This is a genomic window from Arthrobacter sp. MYb227 (assembly GCF_002975435.1).
In the GTDB taxonomy this organism is placed as follows: domain Bacteria; phylum Actinomycetota; class Actinomycetes; order Actinomycetales; family Micrococcaceae; genus Paeniglutamicibacter.
Map to the genome: position 1 here is coordinate 481,077 of NZ_PCPT01000001.1, position 15,221 is coordinate 496,297.

The following is a 15,221-nucleotide window of genomic DNA, read 5'->3' on the forward strand; positions in this document are numbered from 1 at the left end:
CGTCTTGTTTGTTTTGGGGGTGCGTTCCTGAAAAGTCAGGTGCGCGGGGGTGTAAAGGGCTTTACTTAGCCTTCTACGGTGATGCCCATCGAGCGGGCGGTACCGGCGATGATCAGGGCAGCAGCCTTGATGTCGTTGGCGTTGAGATCTTCCATCTTGGTGGTGGCGATCTCTTCAACCTGTGCCTGGGTCAGCTTGGCAACCTTGACGGTGTGCGGGGTAGCTGAACCCTTGGCGACGCCTGCAGCCTTTTTGATGAGCTCGGCGGCCGGCGGGGTCTTGGTAATGAAGGTGAAGGAACGGTCTTCGTAGACAGTAATTTCAACCGGAACTACGTTGCCGCGCTGCGACTCTGTAGCGGCGTTGTACGCCTTGCAGAATTCCATGATGTTGACGCCGTGCTGACCAAGCGCCGGGCCGATCGGAGGTGCCGGGTTGGCGGCGCCTGCCTGGATCTGCAGCTTGATGAGTCCGGTGACCTTTTTCTTGGGGGCCATTTCGGGTCCTTCTTCTTTTGCGTTGCCCCGCTGCACAGGAGCGTGCCTCGGGGGGTTGACCGCCGTGGCGCGGCGGCCGAGTCATGCCAATATCCCGGTAAAGCAAACCGGGATAGGCACGAAGACTAATGTTACTGGATCTTGGTGACCTGGCTGAACGAGAGCGTCACCGGGGTTTCGCGTTCGAAGATCGAAACCAGAACCACCAAGGTGGAAGATTCGAGCTTGATCTCGCTGATAGTTGCCGGCAGGGTCTCGAATGGACCGTCGTTGACGATAACCGATTCGCCAACCTCAAAGTCCACTGTGACCTCAGTGATCGGGGCGCGGCCCGGCTTCATGTTCGCGGCTTCTTCTTCAGAAACGATGGTGTGCTCAAGCATCGAGAAGACTTCCTCGAGGCGCAGCGGGACCGGATCGTGGGCGTTGCCAACGAAGCCAGTGACACCCGGGGTGTGACGAACAGCACCCCACGAGGCGTCGGTCAGTTCCATGCGAACCAAAACGTAGCCGGGGATACGAACGCGACGCACAATCTTGCGCGTGGTGTTCTTGATCTCGACTACTTCTTCCATCGGGACCTGAATTTCATAAATGAATTCATCCATACCCAAAGTCTGGATACGGGTCTCGAGGTTTACCTTGACGCGGTTTTCGTAACCTGCGTAGGAGTGAATGACGTACCAGTCACCGGGCTGACGACGCAGCTTAGTGCGGAATTCTTCGATGGGGTCAACTGCCGGAGTTTCCTCGGCTGCCTCTTCACCTTCAGGAGCCTGCACGGCGTCCTCGGAAACGACGGAATCGGTCGAGACCTCTTCGGTATCAACCTCAACGCCTTGGCCTTCAAGTTCTTCGATGGCCTGCGGTTCGAGTTCCTGTTCGGACACTGCGGTTCCTGCTTTCTGTTACTTGTTCACCAGAAAATATGGCGCGATTCGTCCAGGTTTACTGTTCGATCGGATTGGTGAAGATCCAAATGGCTCCGTTGCCGAACACAAAGTCCAGACCGGAAATGATCAACATCATCAGCACTACGAAGCCGATGACCACGAGTGTGTAGTTCACCAATTCGCTGCGGGTCGGTGTAACGACCTTCTTCAGTTCGGAAATCATCTGCCGGAAGAACAGAGCAATTCCCGCAAAGAAACCACTCTTTGCAGGCTTCTTGCCGTGTCCTGCTCCATGCGAATGACTCGCAGTCGTTTCAGTCACCGGTTCCTCGTTTCAGATTATGCCAATTGAAACAATCACGGTGCGCCGCAGTCGCATTGACCATGACACACCGTGACGTGAATACTCGCTGAGCAACCTCTAAAGACTGCTACTGCGCAGGGCAGACAGGACTCGAACCTGCAACCTGCGGTTTTGGAGACCGCTGCGCTACCAATTGCGCCACTACCCTTTGAGTTTACTACTCTATTGATTCTCTAGATCCGTGAGGACTTAGAACTTCTAGATGTTTTCCAACACCGAGGAATAAGTCTACGCATGGAATGGGCCTGTTGTCGAACTGAGCAGCGCTTTCCCGCATTTCCGGGCTTTTTTACAGACTTTAACGAGTGCAGACCTTGCCGAGTGCTCTCCGGATGGGTGTTTGGCCAATTTTCAGGATCATCGTGGCAGACGAAACCCTGAACCAGTAAAGCTGCCTAAAGCTTCTGAAGATTTTTCTAGGCATTATATATTTTTCGATGTTGGCCCCGTGGCATCTGTTCCCTTTGAAAGGGCTCGTCGATGCCTTGCCTAACCGATGCTTTTCGCCGAGGTCCGCTGGCACCCACACCCCTTTGGTTCCCACAGCTTCCACGTGCACCAGCACTTCATCCACTGTGACCATGAAATGTGCCACGCGGTACCAAAGGTGTGGAACCTCGACGTGCTCAATGCTTTGCTTGGCTCCTCGGCCAATACGCCTCGGTCATCGGGGAAGCTACCTGCCCGAATGCCGAAGGAGCGTGAGTTTGTTGGCGAACGACTTTCCGCCAACCTCGTGCCATTGCTCGCACCAGAGGCACCCACAATGTGACTCATTAGGGAAGATAATCGTTTTCACGTGGATTCTCGCACTAAGCTTGAAACACATCCACACTTTCCCTCCCCTTCCAGGAAGCGACGACATGTCACGCATTTCCCGACGTATCGGGTCCATCGCAGAATCCGCAACTTTGGCAGTAGACGCAAAGGCCAAGGCGCTGAAGGCCGCAGGCCGCCCAGTCATCGGCTTCGGTGCCGGCGAACCGGACTTCGCCACCCCCGATTACATCGTTGAAGCGGCAGTCGCTGCGGCACGCAATCCCAAGTACCACCGTTATTCCCCCGCAGCAGGTCTTCCGGAACTGCGCAGCGCAATCGCCGAAAAGACAATGCGTGATTCCGGCTATGCGATCGATGCGTCCCAGGTCTTGGTGACAAACGGTGGTAAGCAGGCCGTGTACAACGCATTCGCCACCCTGCTAGATCCGGGAGATGAAGTAATTCTTCCCACCCCGTACTGGACCACCTACCCGGAGGCCATTCGTTTGGCAGGCGGCGTCCCGGTTGAGGTATTCGCCGGGCCCGAGCAGGGGTACAAGGTCACCATCGATCAGCTCGAGGCCGCGGTCACCGAGAAGACCAAGGTGCTGCTCTTCGTCTCTCCCTCAAACCCAACGGGTGCCGTGTACACCCCGGAACAGGTTGCAGAGGTAGGCCGCTGGGCGGCAGCGAAGGACCTCTGGGTCATTACCGATGAAATCTACGAACACCTCACCTACGATGATGCCGTCTTCAGCTCGATCGCCACTGCGGCACCCGAACTTGGAGATAAGGTCATCGTTCTGAACGGTGTTGCCAAGACCTACGCCATGACCGGTTGGCGCGTGGGATGGATGGCCGGTCCGCTCGATGTCATCAAGGCGGCAACAAACCTGCAGTCCCACGCAACATCGAACGTTTCAAACGTTTCGCAGATTGCAGCACTTGCGGCCGTCTCCGGCCCACTTGATGCCGTGAACGATATGCGTAAAGCCTTTGATCGCCGCCGCAAGGCAATGGTTGCCGGACTCAATGCCATAGATGGCATCCACTGCCCGACGCCTGAGGGCGCGTTCTACGCGTATTCGGATGTCCGTGGACTTTTGGGCCGTGAAATTCGTGGCATTATTCCTGCAACATCGGCGGAACTTGCGGCGCTAATCCTGGAGCAGGCAGAAGTTGCTGTAGTTCCTGGCGAAGCTTTTGGTCCTTCGGGCTACATCCGTATGTCGTATGCCCTTGGTGATGAGGACTTGGCAGAAGGTGTTGCCCGCATGGCAGCATTGTTGGGCGAAGCCAAGTAACTTTCGGAACATATAGTGGTGGCCGGTAACCTTTCCGTACGGAAGCGGTGACCGGCCACCACTATATTATTGTGCTATTCGCGTTCAGAGGATCCGACGGTCCACTGCCCACCGGGTGAGTTCGTGGCGGTTCGAAAGCTGTAGTTTGCGCAGCACACTCGAGACATGGGTTTCCACTGTCTTTACCGAGATGAACAGGTCCTTGGCGACTTCCTTGTAGCTGTACCCGCGGGCAATGAGACGCATGACTTCTAGTTCGCGGGCGCTCAGCAAATCTAGCTCTTCATCGGCGCTGATCGCGGCCTGGGTGCCAAAGGCATCAAGAACAAATCCGGCCAAGCGTGGAGAAAAGACTGCGTCTCCCCCGGCTACACGCTCCACGGCGTCGGAAATTTCCTTACCGGAAATGGATTTGGTGACATATCCTCGGGCACCGGCACGAATCACCGTCACCACATCCTCAGCGGCATCTGAGACACTCAATGCCAGGAACTTCACGGTTGAAAACATCTCAGTACAACCGGCAAGCACCTCGGCACCACCACCACCGCGTCCGCCGGGCAAATGAACATCGAGTAGCACAACGGCCGGGGCATGAGTGTGTACTGCGGCGATTGCTTCTTCGACGGTTGCGGCCTCGGCCACGACGCGAATGCGGGAGTCAAGGTCTGCCTTGAGCCCGGAACGGAATATTGCGTGGTCATCGACCACAACTACCTCAATGGGCGTCGGCGATGTCTCAGGCATGCTCTTCCTTCTTTTCTTGGGTCATGATCAGGTGCACCTCGGTGCCATCCTCGTCACTACGTATTTTGGCGCTTCCAGCATTGCGTTCCATGCGGCCCATGATCGATTCGCGCACACCATGGCGGTCATCGGAAACTTGTCGCACGTCAAATCCGGCTCCGCGATCTCGGACAAAGATTTCCACCCGATCCTCACCAGCTTCCACGTAGACGGAGATGGTACCTCCTGCGTGTTTTGCGGCATTGGTCATGGCTTCCCGGGTTGCCTGCAATAAGGCTTCATGTCCGCTCAACCCGAGGAATTCCCCGACGGTGACAACATTAATTGAGACAAGGTAAAGCTCTTCGACCTCGGCGGCTGCCTTGCGGATGGCCTCGGTAATTTCGCCTTCCTCGGGCGTATCTTGCTGGTAGAGCCACTGGCGTAGTTCACGTTCTTGGGCCCTGGCCAGGGTCAATACCTGGGCAGGGTCAGTACTGCGTTTTTGGATCAGCGCCAGGGTTTGGAGCACTGAATCATGAAGGTGGGCGGCGATATCTGCACGTTCTGCGGCACGGACCCGGTTGGAACGTTCGGAGACATAATTTCTCCAGAACCGCAGGGCCCACGGTAAAAGCACCAATACCAAACCGGCGATGACGGCCAAGGCCACGGCGAGCCCGGAAAGTAACTCGCGCATCCCCACAACCCCGCTGAGGAAGAGCAACAACCCGGTGATGACAAGAACTACGCCACTAATCAGGCGTATCAGTGCTCCGGTACTCAGGGTTCCGGTAGTGCGGCGCAACCCTGCCTTACCCTCATCATCTAATTGGAGCCAGGCGAGGATGGCACCGGCAATGACCACAAGCAGCGGCCAGAGCAGTTCAATGCGTAGGCTGGCTCCCAGAAGTTGGGCGGCAAAGAGTCCTGCAACAAGGATCAATCCAGCTCCCACAAGGATCTGCCGCATGAGGGATTGGTGGCGTTCGGATTCTTCGCTGTCGGCCTTGGGTGTTTCGCTCTTTTTGAGTTCTTCGGCAAGACCAAAACGACGGGTGCCTTCACGGCGTTCGGCTTCCCGTTGCACATCGGTGGAACTGGGCAGGAAGATCCACAGCCACCCATAGAGGACAATTCCGGCTCCCGCAATCAGCGTGGCAACAGCAAATCCCAACCGCACCCAGCGCACGGGCAGGGACAGGTGCGCGGCTAACCCGGAGCAGACTCCTGCCAGCACGCGGGATTGACCGCGCGCGAGTTCGGGGCGCTGAAGCATTGTGTTCATATACCAATACAAGCACGTTGCTAGCCTCCTCGGGGTACTAAGCAAGGGGCTTCGGGGTTTGATTCAGGGTTTAATCAGGGGTGACCCCCATGGCAGCACAGACCAAGTCAGGCGAAGATTGAAGTATGAATGATGCACCAGTCGAAAACGGATTCTTCCGTTGGGTCAGAGAGTTGAAGATGTACCGCGGTACAGATCATTGGATCGGTGGTGTCGCCAGCGGAATTGCGCAGCGCTTTAATCTGTCGCCAATTCTCATCCGCGGTATTTTTGTTGCGCTGACCTGCCTCGCCGGCTTGGGGCTCCTTGTCTACGGCATCGCTTGGGCGCTGATGCCAGATGAGCGGGGAACTATCCACGCACAGCAGGCAATCGCCGGGCGCTGGAGCAACGGCATGAGTGGCGCGTTGGTCTTTTTCGTCTTCGGTAGCATCGGATTCCCGGCCTTCTTTAGCTGGTGGGATGGCGGGTTCTGGACGTTCTTGGTCATTGCCGCGATTATCTTCGTACTTTTCTCTCGCCGAGGCCGCTTTGCCAATGCCGGAGAGCAAGAGAAGAATGCTGGAAATTTTTGGAATGCCGAGCAGAACCCCAATCCTTGGTCAGCTCCAGCAACAGCCCCGGATCAGGCAAGCTATGCGCAGCCCACCGAGCCTGCCCAGAACGCACATGCTACATCTTCCGTGAGTTCTGCGAGCGGCTATGAAGCAAACACCAGCAACGTAGCGCCGCAAGCTGCCGCGAAAACCACAAGCGATACGAACCTCACGGACAGTGGAACTGAGATCTTGCAGTTCTCGGCCGAATTTGCGCGCTCCAACGCTAGTATGCCGAGCAATTCAACGCCCGCTCATGACGAAACAATGGCCCTGCCAGAAGCCGAGGATGGCAACCAGGATTCAGTCGAGCTGCCAAACACATCGGAGGGGCCCGAGGATTCCGAGTCGGAGCCCACCGCAAGGTTTCAGCCCCTAAACCAGGAGCCCACAATGCCCTACACCTCAACGAATTCCCCTCAGGATCCGACGCTTACTTCTGCACTGCCGCGGTTGGATCCGAATTTCAGTGAACCAGGTCCTTCTGCGACCCCGGGCTTCACTCCCCCACCAGCACCTGGTACAGCGGTCAAGCGCCAACACAACAAATCGTTGCCCGGATATGCGGCAACCATCATCATGGGTCTGGCCGTCGTGGTTTTTGCACTCATCGTGGGGCTAAACCAGCTCAATATGTTGGAGGTTCCCACCAGCGCCGTGGCAATTGCGCTTGCCGCAACGCTAGTGATCATTGCGCTAGGCATCATCGGTGCGGCGTTGAATCAACGGACCGGTGGAGCGCTGATCGGGTTCGGTATCGCAGCTCTTGTACTTTCACTAATTTTTAGTGGTGGAGCACTCCGCGGACCAAATCTGAGCATGTTCAGTAATGGTGTGACAACCGTTGATGACTCCGGGACAACCAATGTTTTTCATTCCGGAACCATGGATTTGCTGCATTATTCAACAATCACGCAGGACACCACGGTCTCGGTTGACAACGTGTTTACCTCGCTGAAAATGATAGTTCCGGATAATATCCCGGTCATGTTGCAGTCCGATGGCGCCTTCAGTTCGCTGAAAATCGATGGCAGTAGCTCTTCGATCAGCGGTGGAAACACTCGCATTAATCCCTCGGCCACCGGGCCGACTCTTTACCTAGACCTCGACGGGGCCTTCAATTCGGTTGAAGTAAGCGTCCAGAAAGCAGAGGTGGCACCGTGAGCCAGCACACTTCACAGCATGAAACAAACCCCGAAGCAGCAACCAAGTTCCCCACCGGAACCCTGGTCTTTGGACTGATCCTGCTGATAGTTGGTGTTCTGCTGCTTGCCGGGTTGCTCTTTGGCTTCCAGCTCAATGCCCCACTGCTCTTCATCACCCTTTTGGGCGGTGCCGGTTTGATCTTGATTATTTCCGGGATTACCGCGGCCCGTCGAAACCGCTAGTCCCGGCACCGGGACAAAGAATTTCCGATCTTTACCCAGCAAAGGTCCCACATTGGGTCCGCTACATGAAAGACTTGCCGACATGGACTCCTTCTTCAATTCGATCCGTTCCATCCCCTTCCGCCGTGGACCCAAGCGCCTTGTCGCCGGCATTGCCGGTGGCATCTCAGACAAATTCGGGTGGGATGTAACGCTGGTGCGCATCGCGGTGCTCCTGAGCTTCCTGCTACCCGTCTTGGGTCTTGGCGCCTACATCGTTGCCTGGTTGCTGATTCCGGCCCAGGATGATTCGATTGCGCTGCAGAAAATCATTCGCTCCTTTAAATAGCTTCGGGTCTTAGACCGGTGCAGATGACCGACAAATCCCTCTGCACCGGTTTTTTGTTGCCCCTTAAGCGCTGCTTCATGGGGGGCGGAAACGGCGTCGGGTGTTGCCTTCGGCGCGTAGTACTTTGGTGCGGTGTTGGTCATCACTACCCCGGCTTGGCTAGACTGGAGCACGGCGAGCTCAACGTCGCGCTCCGAAACACCCACTTCGGCATTCACCTGCCGAAAGACGAGCACAAACGAAGAATTGAGTTGGCATGCGCATTGGCATCATGACAAGTGGCGGAGACTGCCCGGGACTCAACGCGGTAATTCGCGGAGCGGTTCTCAACGGCATTAAGACCTACGGGCATGAATTTGTTGGTTTTCGTGATGGCTGGCGCGGTGTCAAGGATGGGGATTTCATCGAGCTTCCCCGCACCGCCGTGCGTGGCATCTCCAAACAGGGTGGCACCATCATAGGTACCTCACGCACCAATGCGTTTGAGGGCGAAAATAGCGGACCTGAGAACATCAAGGCCACGCTGGCCAGGGTGGGTGTTGATGCGATCATTGCCATTGGTGGCGAGGGAACATTGGCAGGAGCCAAGCGCCTTACCGATGCCGGACTCAAAATTGTTGGAGTGCCCAAGACCATCGACAATGATCTTGACGCCACCGATTACACCTTCGGTTTTGACACCGCCAACCAGATCGCTGTTGAGGCCATCGACCGGTTGCGCACCACCGGCGAATCACACCACCGGTGCATGATTGCCGAGGTCATGGGCCGCCACGTGGGCTGGATCGCCATGCACGCGGGCATGGCTGCCGGCGCTCATGCCATCTTAATCCCCGAGCAGTCAACAACCATGGAACAGATCTACACATGGGTTCGTGAAGCACATGACCGAGGACGTGCCCCGCTGGTGGTCGTTGCCGAGGGCTTTGTCCCCGAGGGCGCCGACGCGGCATTCTCCGACCGTGGGCTAGACGCCTTTGGCCGTCCACGTTTGGGCGGCATCGGTGAGCAGCTGGCCCCCTTTATTGAGGCCGCTACGGGCATTGAAACTCGTGCCACGGTACTCGGGCATATCCAGCGTGGCGGCGTGCCAAGCGCCTTTGACCGCGTGCTTGCTACCCGATTGGGTATGGCAGCAGTTGATTCGGTGGCCGATGAAGCCTGGGGTTCGATGGTTGCGTTGCGTGGCACCAAGATTAACAGGGTGCCGTTCCAAGCGGCGCTAAATAACCTCAAGCGTGTTCCCCAAGAACGTTACGATGAGGCTAGTATCCTCTTTGGCTAATATCTTTGGCTACTAGGTGACTTTACTGGCAACGCAAAATTGTTAGCACAACATCAATGGTGCACCCCTCCCAATTGGCGTGGTGCACCATTTTTTGTACGCAACACGCGGGTCTCATGCATTAGGCTCGAAACGTGAATCTTGAATTTGGCACCCGTGCCATTATTGCTCTTGCTTGGTCCCGTGAACTCGGTGTCCCCGACTCCGCGCTTCAGCCCGACCGCGAGCCCGTTGCACTTTTTGTCCCATCCATGGGCACCGATGGTGTACAGGTACTTCATTTAGGCGACCATCAGGTGGTACGAGCCCCCGAAGCGTTGCTTCCAATGTTGCGGCAAGCTCCCCAGGATGTCTTCCTCGATGACCGGGCACTTGTTGCACTGCTGCATGCCGATGGTTCGGCGCCCTCGGTGCGTTCGCTAGGCGTTGATGCACTGACCTACGTTGATTCACCATTTGAGATCGTTGAATCCGATAGCGTTGTGGTCTCCACAGCCCTAAGCGATCTCGAGAAATTGCGCGACCGTAGTCCTCGCGATGATGCCTCAAGCACCATGCTCTCCGGTTGTGATAGCTGCTTTGTGCTATTCCCCGAGGATCAGGACCTGCCGGTGGCAGCCGCAAGTTATTGGGCTCCGAGTGGATTACTCGCAGACACCACGGTGCTCACAGAGCCACGGATGCGCGGCTATGGACTGGGACGGTACGCAGCGGCGTTGGTTGTCGATGCCGCCCTCTCCGAGGGGCTGATCCCGCAGGCCCGCATCAAGGACGGGCAAGACGCAGCGAGTGCCCTCGCAACCTCATTGGGGTTTGAGCTTGTTGGTTCCCTGCTAAACATCAAACTTCACAATGGGCTTTAGTAGCACCGAGATTGCCGAAGAACTCGCCTCGTATATAGCTTGTCGGTGGCGCTAAGTACCCTCTAGATGCTGTTACAGCCATTAAACGCTGATGCGTGCGCCGCATGAAAAATGTTCTTCTCACGCGGCGCACGCATCTGATGGTGTTGAGGTTTATTACTGGGGCGGGGTGCGCAGGAACCCGGTAAAGCGTCCCGCCGTCTGACCCGCATCGGGAGAAACTATTACTTCTTGTGCCGCGGCATAAGAATCTTCCCCATCAATAACTTGCAGGTCAGTGTCTGGATCAATATTGCGTTTCACGACAGCCAGCGCAATGGGGCCGGCCTCAAAATGAGTTACCATGCTGGTCACCTTACCCACGGTCTTGCCGCTGAGCTGGACTTCCGAGCCAACCGCCGGAAGTGTGTGCATCGAACCATCGAGCTGTAAGAAAACAATCCGACGTGGCGGTCGGCCAATATTGTGTACCCGGGCGACAGTTTCTTGCCCCTTGTAGCAACCTTTGTCCAGGTGTACCGCGGTACGGATCAAGTCAAGTTCGTGAGGGATTGTCTTATCATCAGTGTCGATGCCGAAGCGTGGTCGCCAGGCCGCCACGCGCAAGGCTTCAACAGCCAACATACCGGAAAGTGCTAGATCGCCAACGGCGGTTTCCAGTTCGGTCAGCGGCACGATGTATTCAAACCATGGGCGTTCAATCCCCGGGTGTTCACCTGCCGAGTAGGCATAGCCACCGGGGCTAATATTTGGCCACGAATCCACCCAGCACCGGTAAGCCTCAAGTGTGCTTTGCCGGGTGCAGGAACCAATTAGTCCATACGTATCGCTGACATCGGTTACTTCAACTCGCAACATGAACCGCATGCGATCCAACCATGCGGCAAGCGGTGCGCCCTGCCCGGGTTCCACAATCATCCACAACTTGTCCTCATCGGCAAGGATGCGGATGTCATATTCGATGCGGCCTTGAACCGTCAGCAGCAGTGTTTGGGTGCTTTGACCCGGATTCAAGTTCTCAAGCAACTGACTGGAAAGTGTATTCAACCAGCTCAGGCGGTCTTCTCCGGCGAGCGTCACAACATCAAAGTGGGACATATCGGCAACGGCTTCGCCGGCAAGCAGGCGGCGTTGTTCAATATTTGGTTCGCCGTAGTGGGCAGCCACGCCCTGATCAACACCGGTTCCTGCCACAGCAGCTGGACGGGAGAGCAAAGGCGAGAGAGCCATGGGTTTTTATGCCTGTTTCTTGAGTGCGGCCGAGGCGTGAGCCTGCAAGTCATTGCCGCCGGTGGAGAGGTCCCAACGCCAATACAAATCGCCGTTGACAAGCCCGTAGATGCGGGTTGCCGAAGCATAGGATTTAGCATTGGTGCCGCGCATGACGAGGTCGGTCGCGAGTTGGATCTGTGGGCCTTTGATGACCCCGTAGTAAAGTTCGGAGATCGCCCCCGGGTGAGAGATATTGGCTTGGATCTTGAATCCACCGTCGTCGCTTCGCAGGTCTTCGACGTCCTGCGCTGATCGTAGGGTAGGTACAACATCTCCGGGTGTCATCCCCGGACCAAGATCGCCTTCAACCATGGGGCGTTCCAGTGACCAGAATCCGGTTTCAACCGAGAGCGGACGCAATTTATTGCCCTGCTCATCTGTCACCCAAGATTCGGATCGGTATTCCAAGAACGGCAGGCCGTTCTGGGTGAAGCTCATGCGCTGCCAAAAATGTTCATCCCCGTCTTCTCCCTCGCCTAGACGGCCGAGGCCTTCCCAGGTTCCTAGGAGCCACGAGAGCGGCACTAATTCGGGGGTTAGATCGGTAGGGATTTCAATTGCCATGACGCGTGTGCTTCCTGCAGTGTTTCTAAATTACTTCTGACCCTTGAAGAGGCGGGTCACGACGAGAGCAGCAAAGCCCGCCATGCCGAGGCCTGCAAGGGAAAGCAGGGAAAGGAAGAAGATCTCAAGGCCAAGGTAGTTTTCAGTCATGTCTCCATCCTAACCGGTTCTTGGGTGCGGTCTGGGATTTGATGACTTAACGGGCGATAACTAGTCATGAGGTCCTAAGCTTTACCTCTTCGCACATCCACCACGGAACGTGGGGCCGCGTGTCTGGAAACCTTGCCCGCTGGAATTAAAAGACGAATTCGAGGCGGATCAAGTGCACGTACCAAACCACAGCACCGCAGAGAAGTAGTGGTGCGCTTGAAGCAGCAAGCATTTGCAGCGTGTTGCGCGGGCCCCTGGCGGAGACCAACATGGCTCGTGCACCGACAATCACCAGGCCGCAGGCGGCTCCGAGCACCAGGCCGGGAACTACATTGACATTGTTATCGAACATGCTCGCGGCACCTCCTACGAGTACCGCAAGGAGGAAACCCAGGGGAAAGACGATACGGTCGGGCAGACGTAAGACTCCGGGAATCGCCGCTGCAAAGATGCTCAGCCCCGCGATCAGAGCCACCGCGCGCCACTGAGTATTACTTCCCAGTGCCACCCATCCGGAACCCAGGCTGCCAATGACTAGACCGCTGATGCCGATGGCCACCGACTCGAGTCGGGCCTTGGCATCGGTGCCACGAAAAAGCTGTGTGAGGAACATAAATATGGCTCCCACACCAATAATTGGTGCGAGCCATAGCATCCCGGCGCTGTCTAGTTTCAAGGGAAACGAAGCCAAAATGGTGGCTGCAGCAGAACCGATGAAAATAAGCAGGCTCACCGGGTTAGGTGAAGGGACCTTGAGCAGCCGTGGCCAGCCCGCGGCGAATACCGCAAGTACCACCAGGAGCACTATCGATACCGGCCAGCCCGCCGCAATCGGCAGATAGCTGGCACCGATAATAAGGGCAAGGGCAATTGAACCTGTGGCCAAAACTTTGAGTCTCACAATCTCCATCCTGCCTTATCTCAGCCTGCGGGCCGCTATTTGACAAGTCCTTTTCGCTGTCGCGCCGCGCTAAAAGTTCAGTATTTGCACTCCCGACACACCCACCAGCTCTGGGTTTTCTCCTGAGGAAACCAAGAAATAGGAAAAAGTGGGTGCCACGCGGCAACCTATACTTCTTGTAGGCACCCGAGCCCAGCGTAGTGCCCGGATTCTGATCCGCTATCGCCAATCCAAAGGGGCACACCGTGGCAAGCATCCTTCTGCTGAGCAATGCACCGGCACACTCCCCTGCCGCATTGCCCGCACTTGAGCTGCTCTCCCACCAGGTACGTACGCTTCCGGCACACTCAGCTGCGTTGCTCGAAGCAGAGGGTGCCGCACTGATCCTGGTTGATGGACGCAACGATCTTGTTGCTTCTCGCACACTATGCCAATTACTGCGATCCACCGGAACATCATGCCCGGTGGTTTTGGTACTCACCGAAGGTGGCATGGCGGCGGTCTCTGCGTCGTGGCAGGTCGATGATGTGTTGTTGGAAAGTGCTGGACCTGCCGAAATTGAGGCCAGGTTTCGACTGGCCATGGGGCGCACAGCACCCGCAGCGGAGCCGGAAAGTGTTCCGATTCGTGCCGCAGGTGTTGTGATTGACGAAGCCAGTTACACCGCCAAGGTCCATGGTTCCCCGCTGAACCTGACCTACAAGGAATTTGAGCTGCTCAAATACCTGGTACAGCACCCGGGCCGCGTCTTTAGCCGCGAACAATTACTCCACGAGGTGTGGGGTTATGACTACTACGGGGGAACCCGCACCGTTGATGTCCACGTGCGTCGGCTGCGCGCCAAACTCGGAACCGATCATGAGCAGTTGATCGGCACGGTACGTAATGTTGGCTACCGTTTCACTCCAATACGACACGAAAATACCGAGGTCATCGACGCTTAGCCGGCTCCGGGGCTATCTTTAGGTGTATGAACGCCGTCCGAAACCCCCAAGTCTCCATCGATCTGCTCAAGGGTTCCCCGGAGCCAGAGGTCCAGCTTGCTGTGCACACACTTGTCACAGCCGCTCATGAAGCCGATGGCAATCCTCCCCTGAGCGAACAAACGTTATTGCAGTTACGTACCGAGTCCGATCCCGATGCGATCCTTGGTGCCTATGCCTACCTGCAGGAAGCCAAGGACTACGCCTCCGGCGAGCTCGTGGGTGCGGCAATTGCGGTTTTGGGTGCTGCCGGGACACCCGGCACGCTGGAGCTGGCGGTGCATCCGGCATTTCGTGAAGATGGCATTGCAACTGCCCTTTTGGAAAGCCTTGCCTCGCGGATCAAGCTAGCGGGTTTGCGGGCGTGGGCTCATGGCAATCATGAGGGTGCGGCACGGTTGGCCGAACAACATGGTTTCATCTCGGTGCGTGAACTTTGGCGCATGCGGCTGGTTCATGGCGACGATATTCCGGCACCGGTGATGCCTTCCGGGACCCGGATTCGCACATTCAACCCGGCCACCGATGGCCCGGCGTGGGTTGCGGCAAATGCTGCGGCGTTCGCCCATCATCAGGAACAAGGCGCGTTGACCCTTGCCGATCTTCAGGCGCGCATGGCTGAGGATTGGTTTGATCCAGAAGGATTCTTGTTGGCTGTCGATGAACAAGACACGATTCTTGGCTTCCACTGGACCAAGGTGCATCCGGCGCTTGCCTCGGCAGATTCCGGTGCGGGCCTGGGATTGGGTGAGATCTACGTGGTGGGAGTGACTCCACAAGCTCAGGGAACCGGTCTGGGGAAAGCGCTAACGCTTGCCGGGATTAGGCATCTGAACTCTAAGGGCCTAGAAGCGTTGATGCTGTATGTGGATGCGGATAACACCGCCGCCGTCTCGCTCTACCGCAAGCTAGGTTTCACCAGGTGGGATGTCGATGTCATGTACGCCCCAGCAACCGGAACTGATTCGGTAGAGTAGAACTATCGACGCACAGCCGCGTATCCGTCGGTAATTCCGCGAGATACGCGGCTTGCTTCTGTTATCCGGACAGAAAGATCATT

At 56.7% G+C, this 15,221-nt stretch carries 16 protein-coding genes and 1 tRNA gene; 8 read left to right on the forward strand and 9 right to left on the reverse strand.

Annotated elements, in window-relative coordinates:
• Nucleotides 1–65: 65 nt before the first annotated feature.
• The 4 genes from rplK to CQ018_RS02265 all read right to left on the reverse strand — a co-directional run bounded on the left by rplK (nt 66) and on the right by CQ018_RS02265 (nt 1,902).
• Nucleotides 66–497, reverse strand: a complete 432-nt coding sequence (gene rplK, locus CQ018_RS02250) for a 50S ribosomal protein L11 (RefSeq protein ID WP_071212921.1) — start codon at nt 495–497, stop codon at nt 66–68.
• 131 nt (nt 498–628) lie between these two features.
• Nucleotides 629–1,387: a transcription termination/antitermination protein NusG gene (gene nusG / locus CQ018_RS02255; protein ID WP_105548329.1), complete on the reverse strand. Its 759-nt coding sequence runs from the start codon at nt 1,385–1,387 to the stop codon at nt 629–631.
• Between the two features lie 58 nt (nt 1,388–1,445).
• Nucleotides 1,446–1,712 (reverse strand): preprotein translocase subunit SecE, encoded by a 267-nt coding sequence (gene secE, locus CQ018_RS02260; RefSeq protein WP_105548330.1) that lies wholly within the window; start codon nt 1,710–1,712, stop codon nt 1,446–1,448.
• Between the two features lie 117 nt (nt 1,713–1,829).
• Nucleotides 1,830–1,902: transfer RNA gene (locus CQ018_RS02265), tRNA-Trp, on the reverse strand.
• A 715-nt stretch (nt 1,903–2,617) separates the two neighbouring features.
• Here CQ018_RS02265 and CQ018_RS02275 point away from each other — a divergent pair.
• Entirely contained in the window at nt 2,618–3,817 is a 1,200-nt protein-coding gene (locus CQ018_RS02275) for a pyridoxal phosphate-dependent aminotransferase (RefSeq protein ID WP_105548332.1), read from the forward strand.
• A gap of 84 nt (nt 3,818–3,901) precedes the next feature.
• On the opposite strand, the gene CQ018_RS02280 is transcribed toward CQ018_RS02275, so the two are convergent.
• Together CQ018_RS02280 and CQ018_RS02285 are read right to left on the reverse strand one after the other, a co-directional pair.
• Nucleotides 3,902–4,564, reverse strand: a complete 663-nt coding sequence (locus tag CQ018_RS02280; RefSeq protein WP_105548333.1) for a response regulator transcription factor — start codon at nt 4,562–4,564, stop codon at nt 3,902–3,904.
• Nucleotides 4,557–5,831: an ATP-binding protein gene (locus CQ018_RS02285; protein ID WP_105548334.1), complete on the reverse strand. Its 1,275-nt coding sequence runs from the start codon at nt 5,829–5,831 to the stop codon at nt 4,557–4,559. The genes CQ018_RS02280 and CQ018_RS02285 overlap by 8 nt, the downstream gene beginning before the upstream one ends.
• Nucleotides 5,832–5,956: 125 nt before the next feature.
• Here CQ018_RS02285 and CQ018_RS02290 point away from each other — a divergent pair, with 125 nt between their 5' ends.
• From CQ018_RS02290 to CQ018_RS02310, 5 genes are all read left to right on the forward strand, one after another.
• Nucleotides 5,957–7,591 (forward strand): PspC domain-containing protein, encoded by a 1,635-nt coding sequence (locus CQ018_RS02290; RefSeq protein ID WP_105548335.1) that lies wholly within the window; start codon nt 5,957–5,959, stop codon nt 7,589–7,591.
• Nucleotides 7,588–7,815, forward strand: coding sequence for a hypothetical protein (locus CQ018_RS02295; RefSeq protein WP_105548336.1), 228 nt, complete (start codon nt 7,588–7,590; stop codon nt 7,813–7,815). The genes CQ018_RS02290 and CQ018_RS02295 overlap by 4 nt, the downstream gene beginning before the upstream one ends.
• 82 nt (nt 7,816–7,897) lie before the next feature.
• The gene (locus tag CQ018_RS02300) at nt 7,898–8,143 is read left to right on the forward strand and encodes a PspC domain-containing protein (protein ID WP_105548337.1); all 246 of its coding nucleotides are present in this window, start codon (nt 7,898–7,900) and stop codon (nt 8,141–8,143) included.
• 256 nt (nt 8,144–8,399) lie between these two features.
• A complete protein-coding gene (locus CQ018_RS02305) occupies nt 8,400–9,428 on the forward strand; it encodes an ATP-dependent 6-phosphofructokinase (protein ID WP_105548338.1) in 1,029 nt (342 codons plus the stop codon).
• A gap of 134 nt (nt 9,429–9,562) precedes the next feature.
• A complete protein-coding gene (locus CQ018_RS02310) occupies nt 9,563–10,291 on the forward strand; it encodes a hypothetical protein (RefSeq protein WP_105548339.1) in 729 nt (242 codons plus the stop codon).
• Nucleotides 10,292–10,447: 156 nt separating this feature from the next.
• On the opposite strand, the gene CQ018_RS02315 is transcribed toward CQ018_RS02310, so the two are convergent.
• The 3 genes from CQ018_RS02315 to CQ018_RS02325 all read right to left on the reverse strand — a co-directional run bounded on the left by CQ018_RS02315 (nt 10,448) and on the right by CQ018_RS02325 (nt 13,178).
• Complete coding sequence (locus tag CQ018_RS02315; protein WP_105548340.1) at nt 10,448–11,521, reverse strand: folate-binding protein YgfZ; 1,074 nt, start codon at nt 11,519–11,521, stop codon at nt 10,448–10,450.
• A 6-nt stretch (nt 11,522–11,527) separates the two neighbouring features.
• Nucleotides 11,528–12,127: an FABP family protein gene (locus CQ018_RS02320; RefSeq protein ID WP_105548341.1), complete on the reverse strand. Its 600-nt coding sequence runs from the start codon at nt 12,125–12,127 to the stop codon at nt 11,528–11,530.
• A gap of 295 nt (nt 12,128–12,422) precedes the next feature.
• Complete coding sequence (locus CQ018_RS02325; RefSeq protein ID WP_146111792.1) at nt 12,423–13,178, reverse strand: hypothetical protein; 756 nt, start codon at nt 13,176–13,178, stop codon at nt 12,423–12,425.
• A 245-nt stretch (nt 13,179–13,423) separates the two neighbouring features.
• Between CQ018_RS02325 and CQ018_RS02330 the strand changes: the two genes are divergently transcribed.
• Nucleotides 13,424–14,122, forward strand: a complete 699-nt coding sequence (locus CQ018_RS02330) for a response regulator transcription factor (protein WP_105548343.1) — start codon at nt 13,424–13,426, stop codon at nt 14,120–14,122.
• A gap of 26 nt (nt 14,123–14,148) precedes the next feature.
• Nucleotides 14,149–15,138 carry a mycothiol synthase gene (gene mshD, locus CQ018_RS02335; protein ID WP_105548344.1) on the forward strand — a complete coding sequence of 330 codons (990 nt, stop codon included), beginning with the start codon at nt 14,149–14,151 and terminating at the stop codon, nt 15,136–15,138.
• Nucleotides 15,139–15,221 lie beyond the last annotated feature (83 nt).

Excerpts from the sequence above, each read along its gene's own strand:
- mshD (WP_105548344.1), top strand. The coding sequence starts at position 14,149 with ATGAACGCCGTCCGAAACCCCCAAGTCTCCATCGATCTGCTCAAGGGT.
- CQ018_RS02275 (WP_105548332.1), top strand. The coding sequence starts at position 2,618 with ATGTCACGCATTTCCCGACGTATCGGGTCCATCGCAGAATCCGCAACT.
- rplK (WP_071212921.1), bottom strand. The coding sequence starts at position 497 with ATGGCCCCCAAGAAAAAGGTCACCGGACTCATCAAGCTGCAGATCCAG.
- CQ018_RS02320 (WP_105548341.1), bottom strand. The coding sequence starts at position 12,127 with ATGGCAATTGAAATCCCTACCGATCTAACCCCCGAATTAGTGCCGCTC.
- CQ018_RS02290 (WP_105548335.1), top strand. The coding sequence starts at position 5,957 with ATGAATGATGCACCAGTCGAAAACGGATTCTTCCGTTGGGTCAGAGAG.
- CQ018_RS02285 (WP_105548334.1), bottom strand. The coding sequence starts at position 5,831 with ATGAACACAATGCTTCAGCGCCCCGAACTCGCGCGCGGTCAATCCCGC.
- CQ018_RS02300 (WP_105548337.1), top strand. The coding sequence starts at position 7,898 with ATGGACTCCTTCTTCAATTCGATCCGTTCCATCCCCTTCCGCCGTGGA.
- CQ018_RS02305 (WP_105548338.1), top strand. The coding sequence starts at position 8,400 with ATGCGCATTGGCATCATGACAAGTGGCGGAGACTGCCCGGGACTCAAC.
- CQ018_RS02280 (WP_105548333.1), bottom strand. The coding sequence starts at position 4,564 with ATGCCTGAGACATCGCCGACGCCCATTGAGGTAGTTGTGGTCGATGAC.
- CQ018_RS02315 (WP_105548340.1), bottom strand. The coding sequence starts at position 11,521 with ATGGCTCTCTCGCCTTTGCTCTCCCGTCCAGCTGCTGTGGCAGGAACC.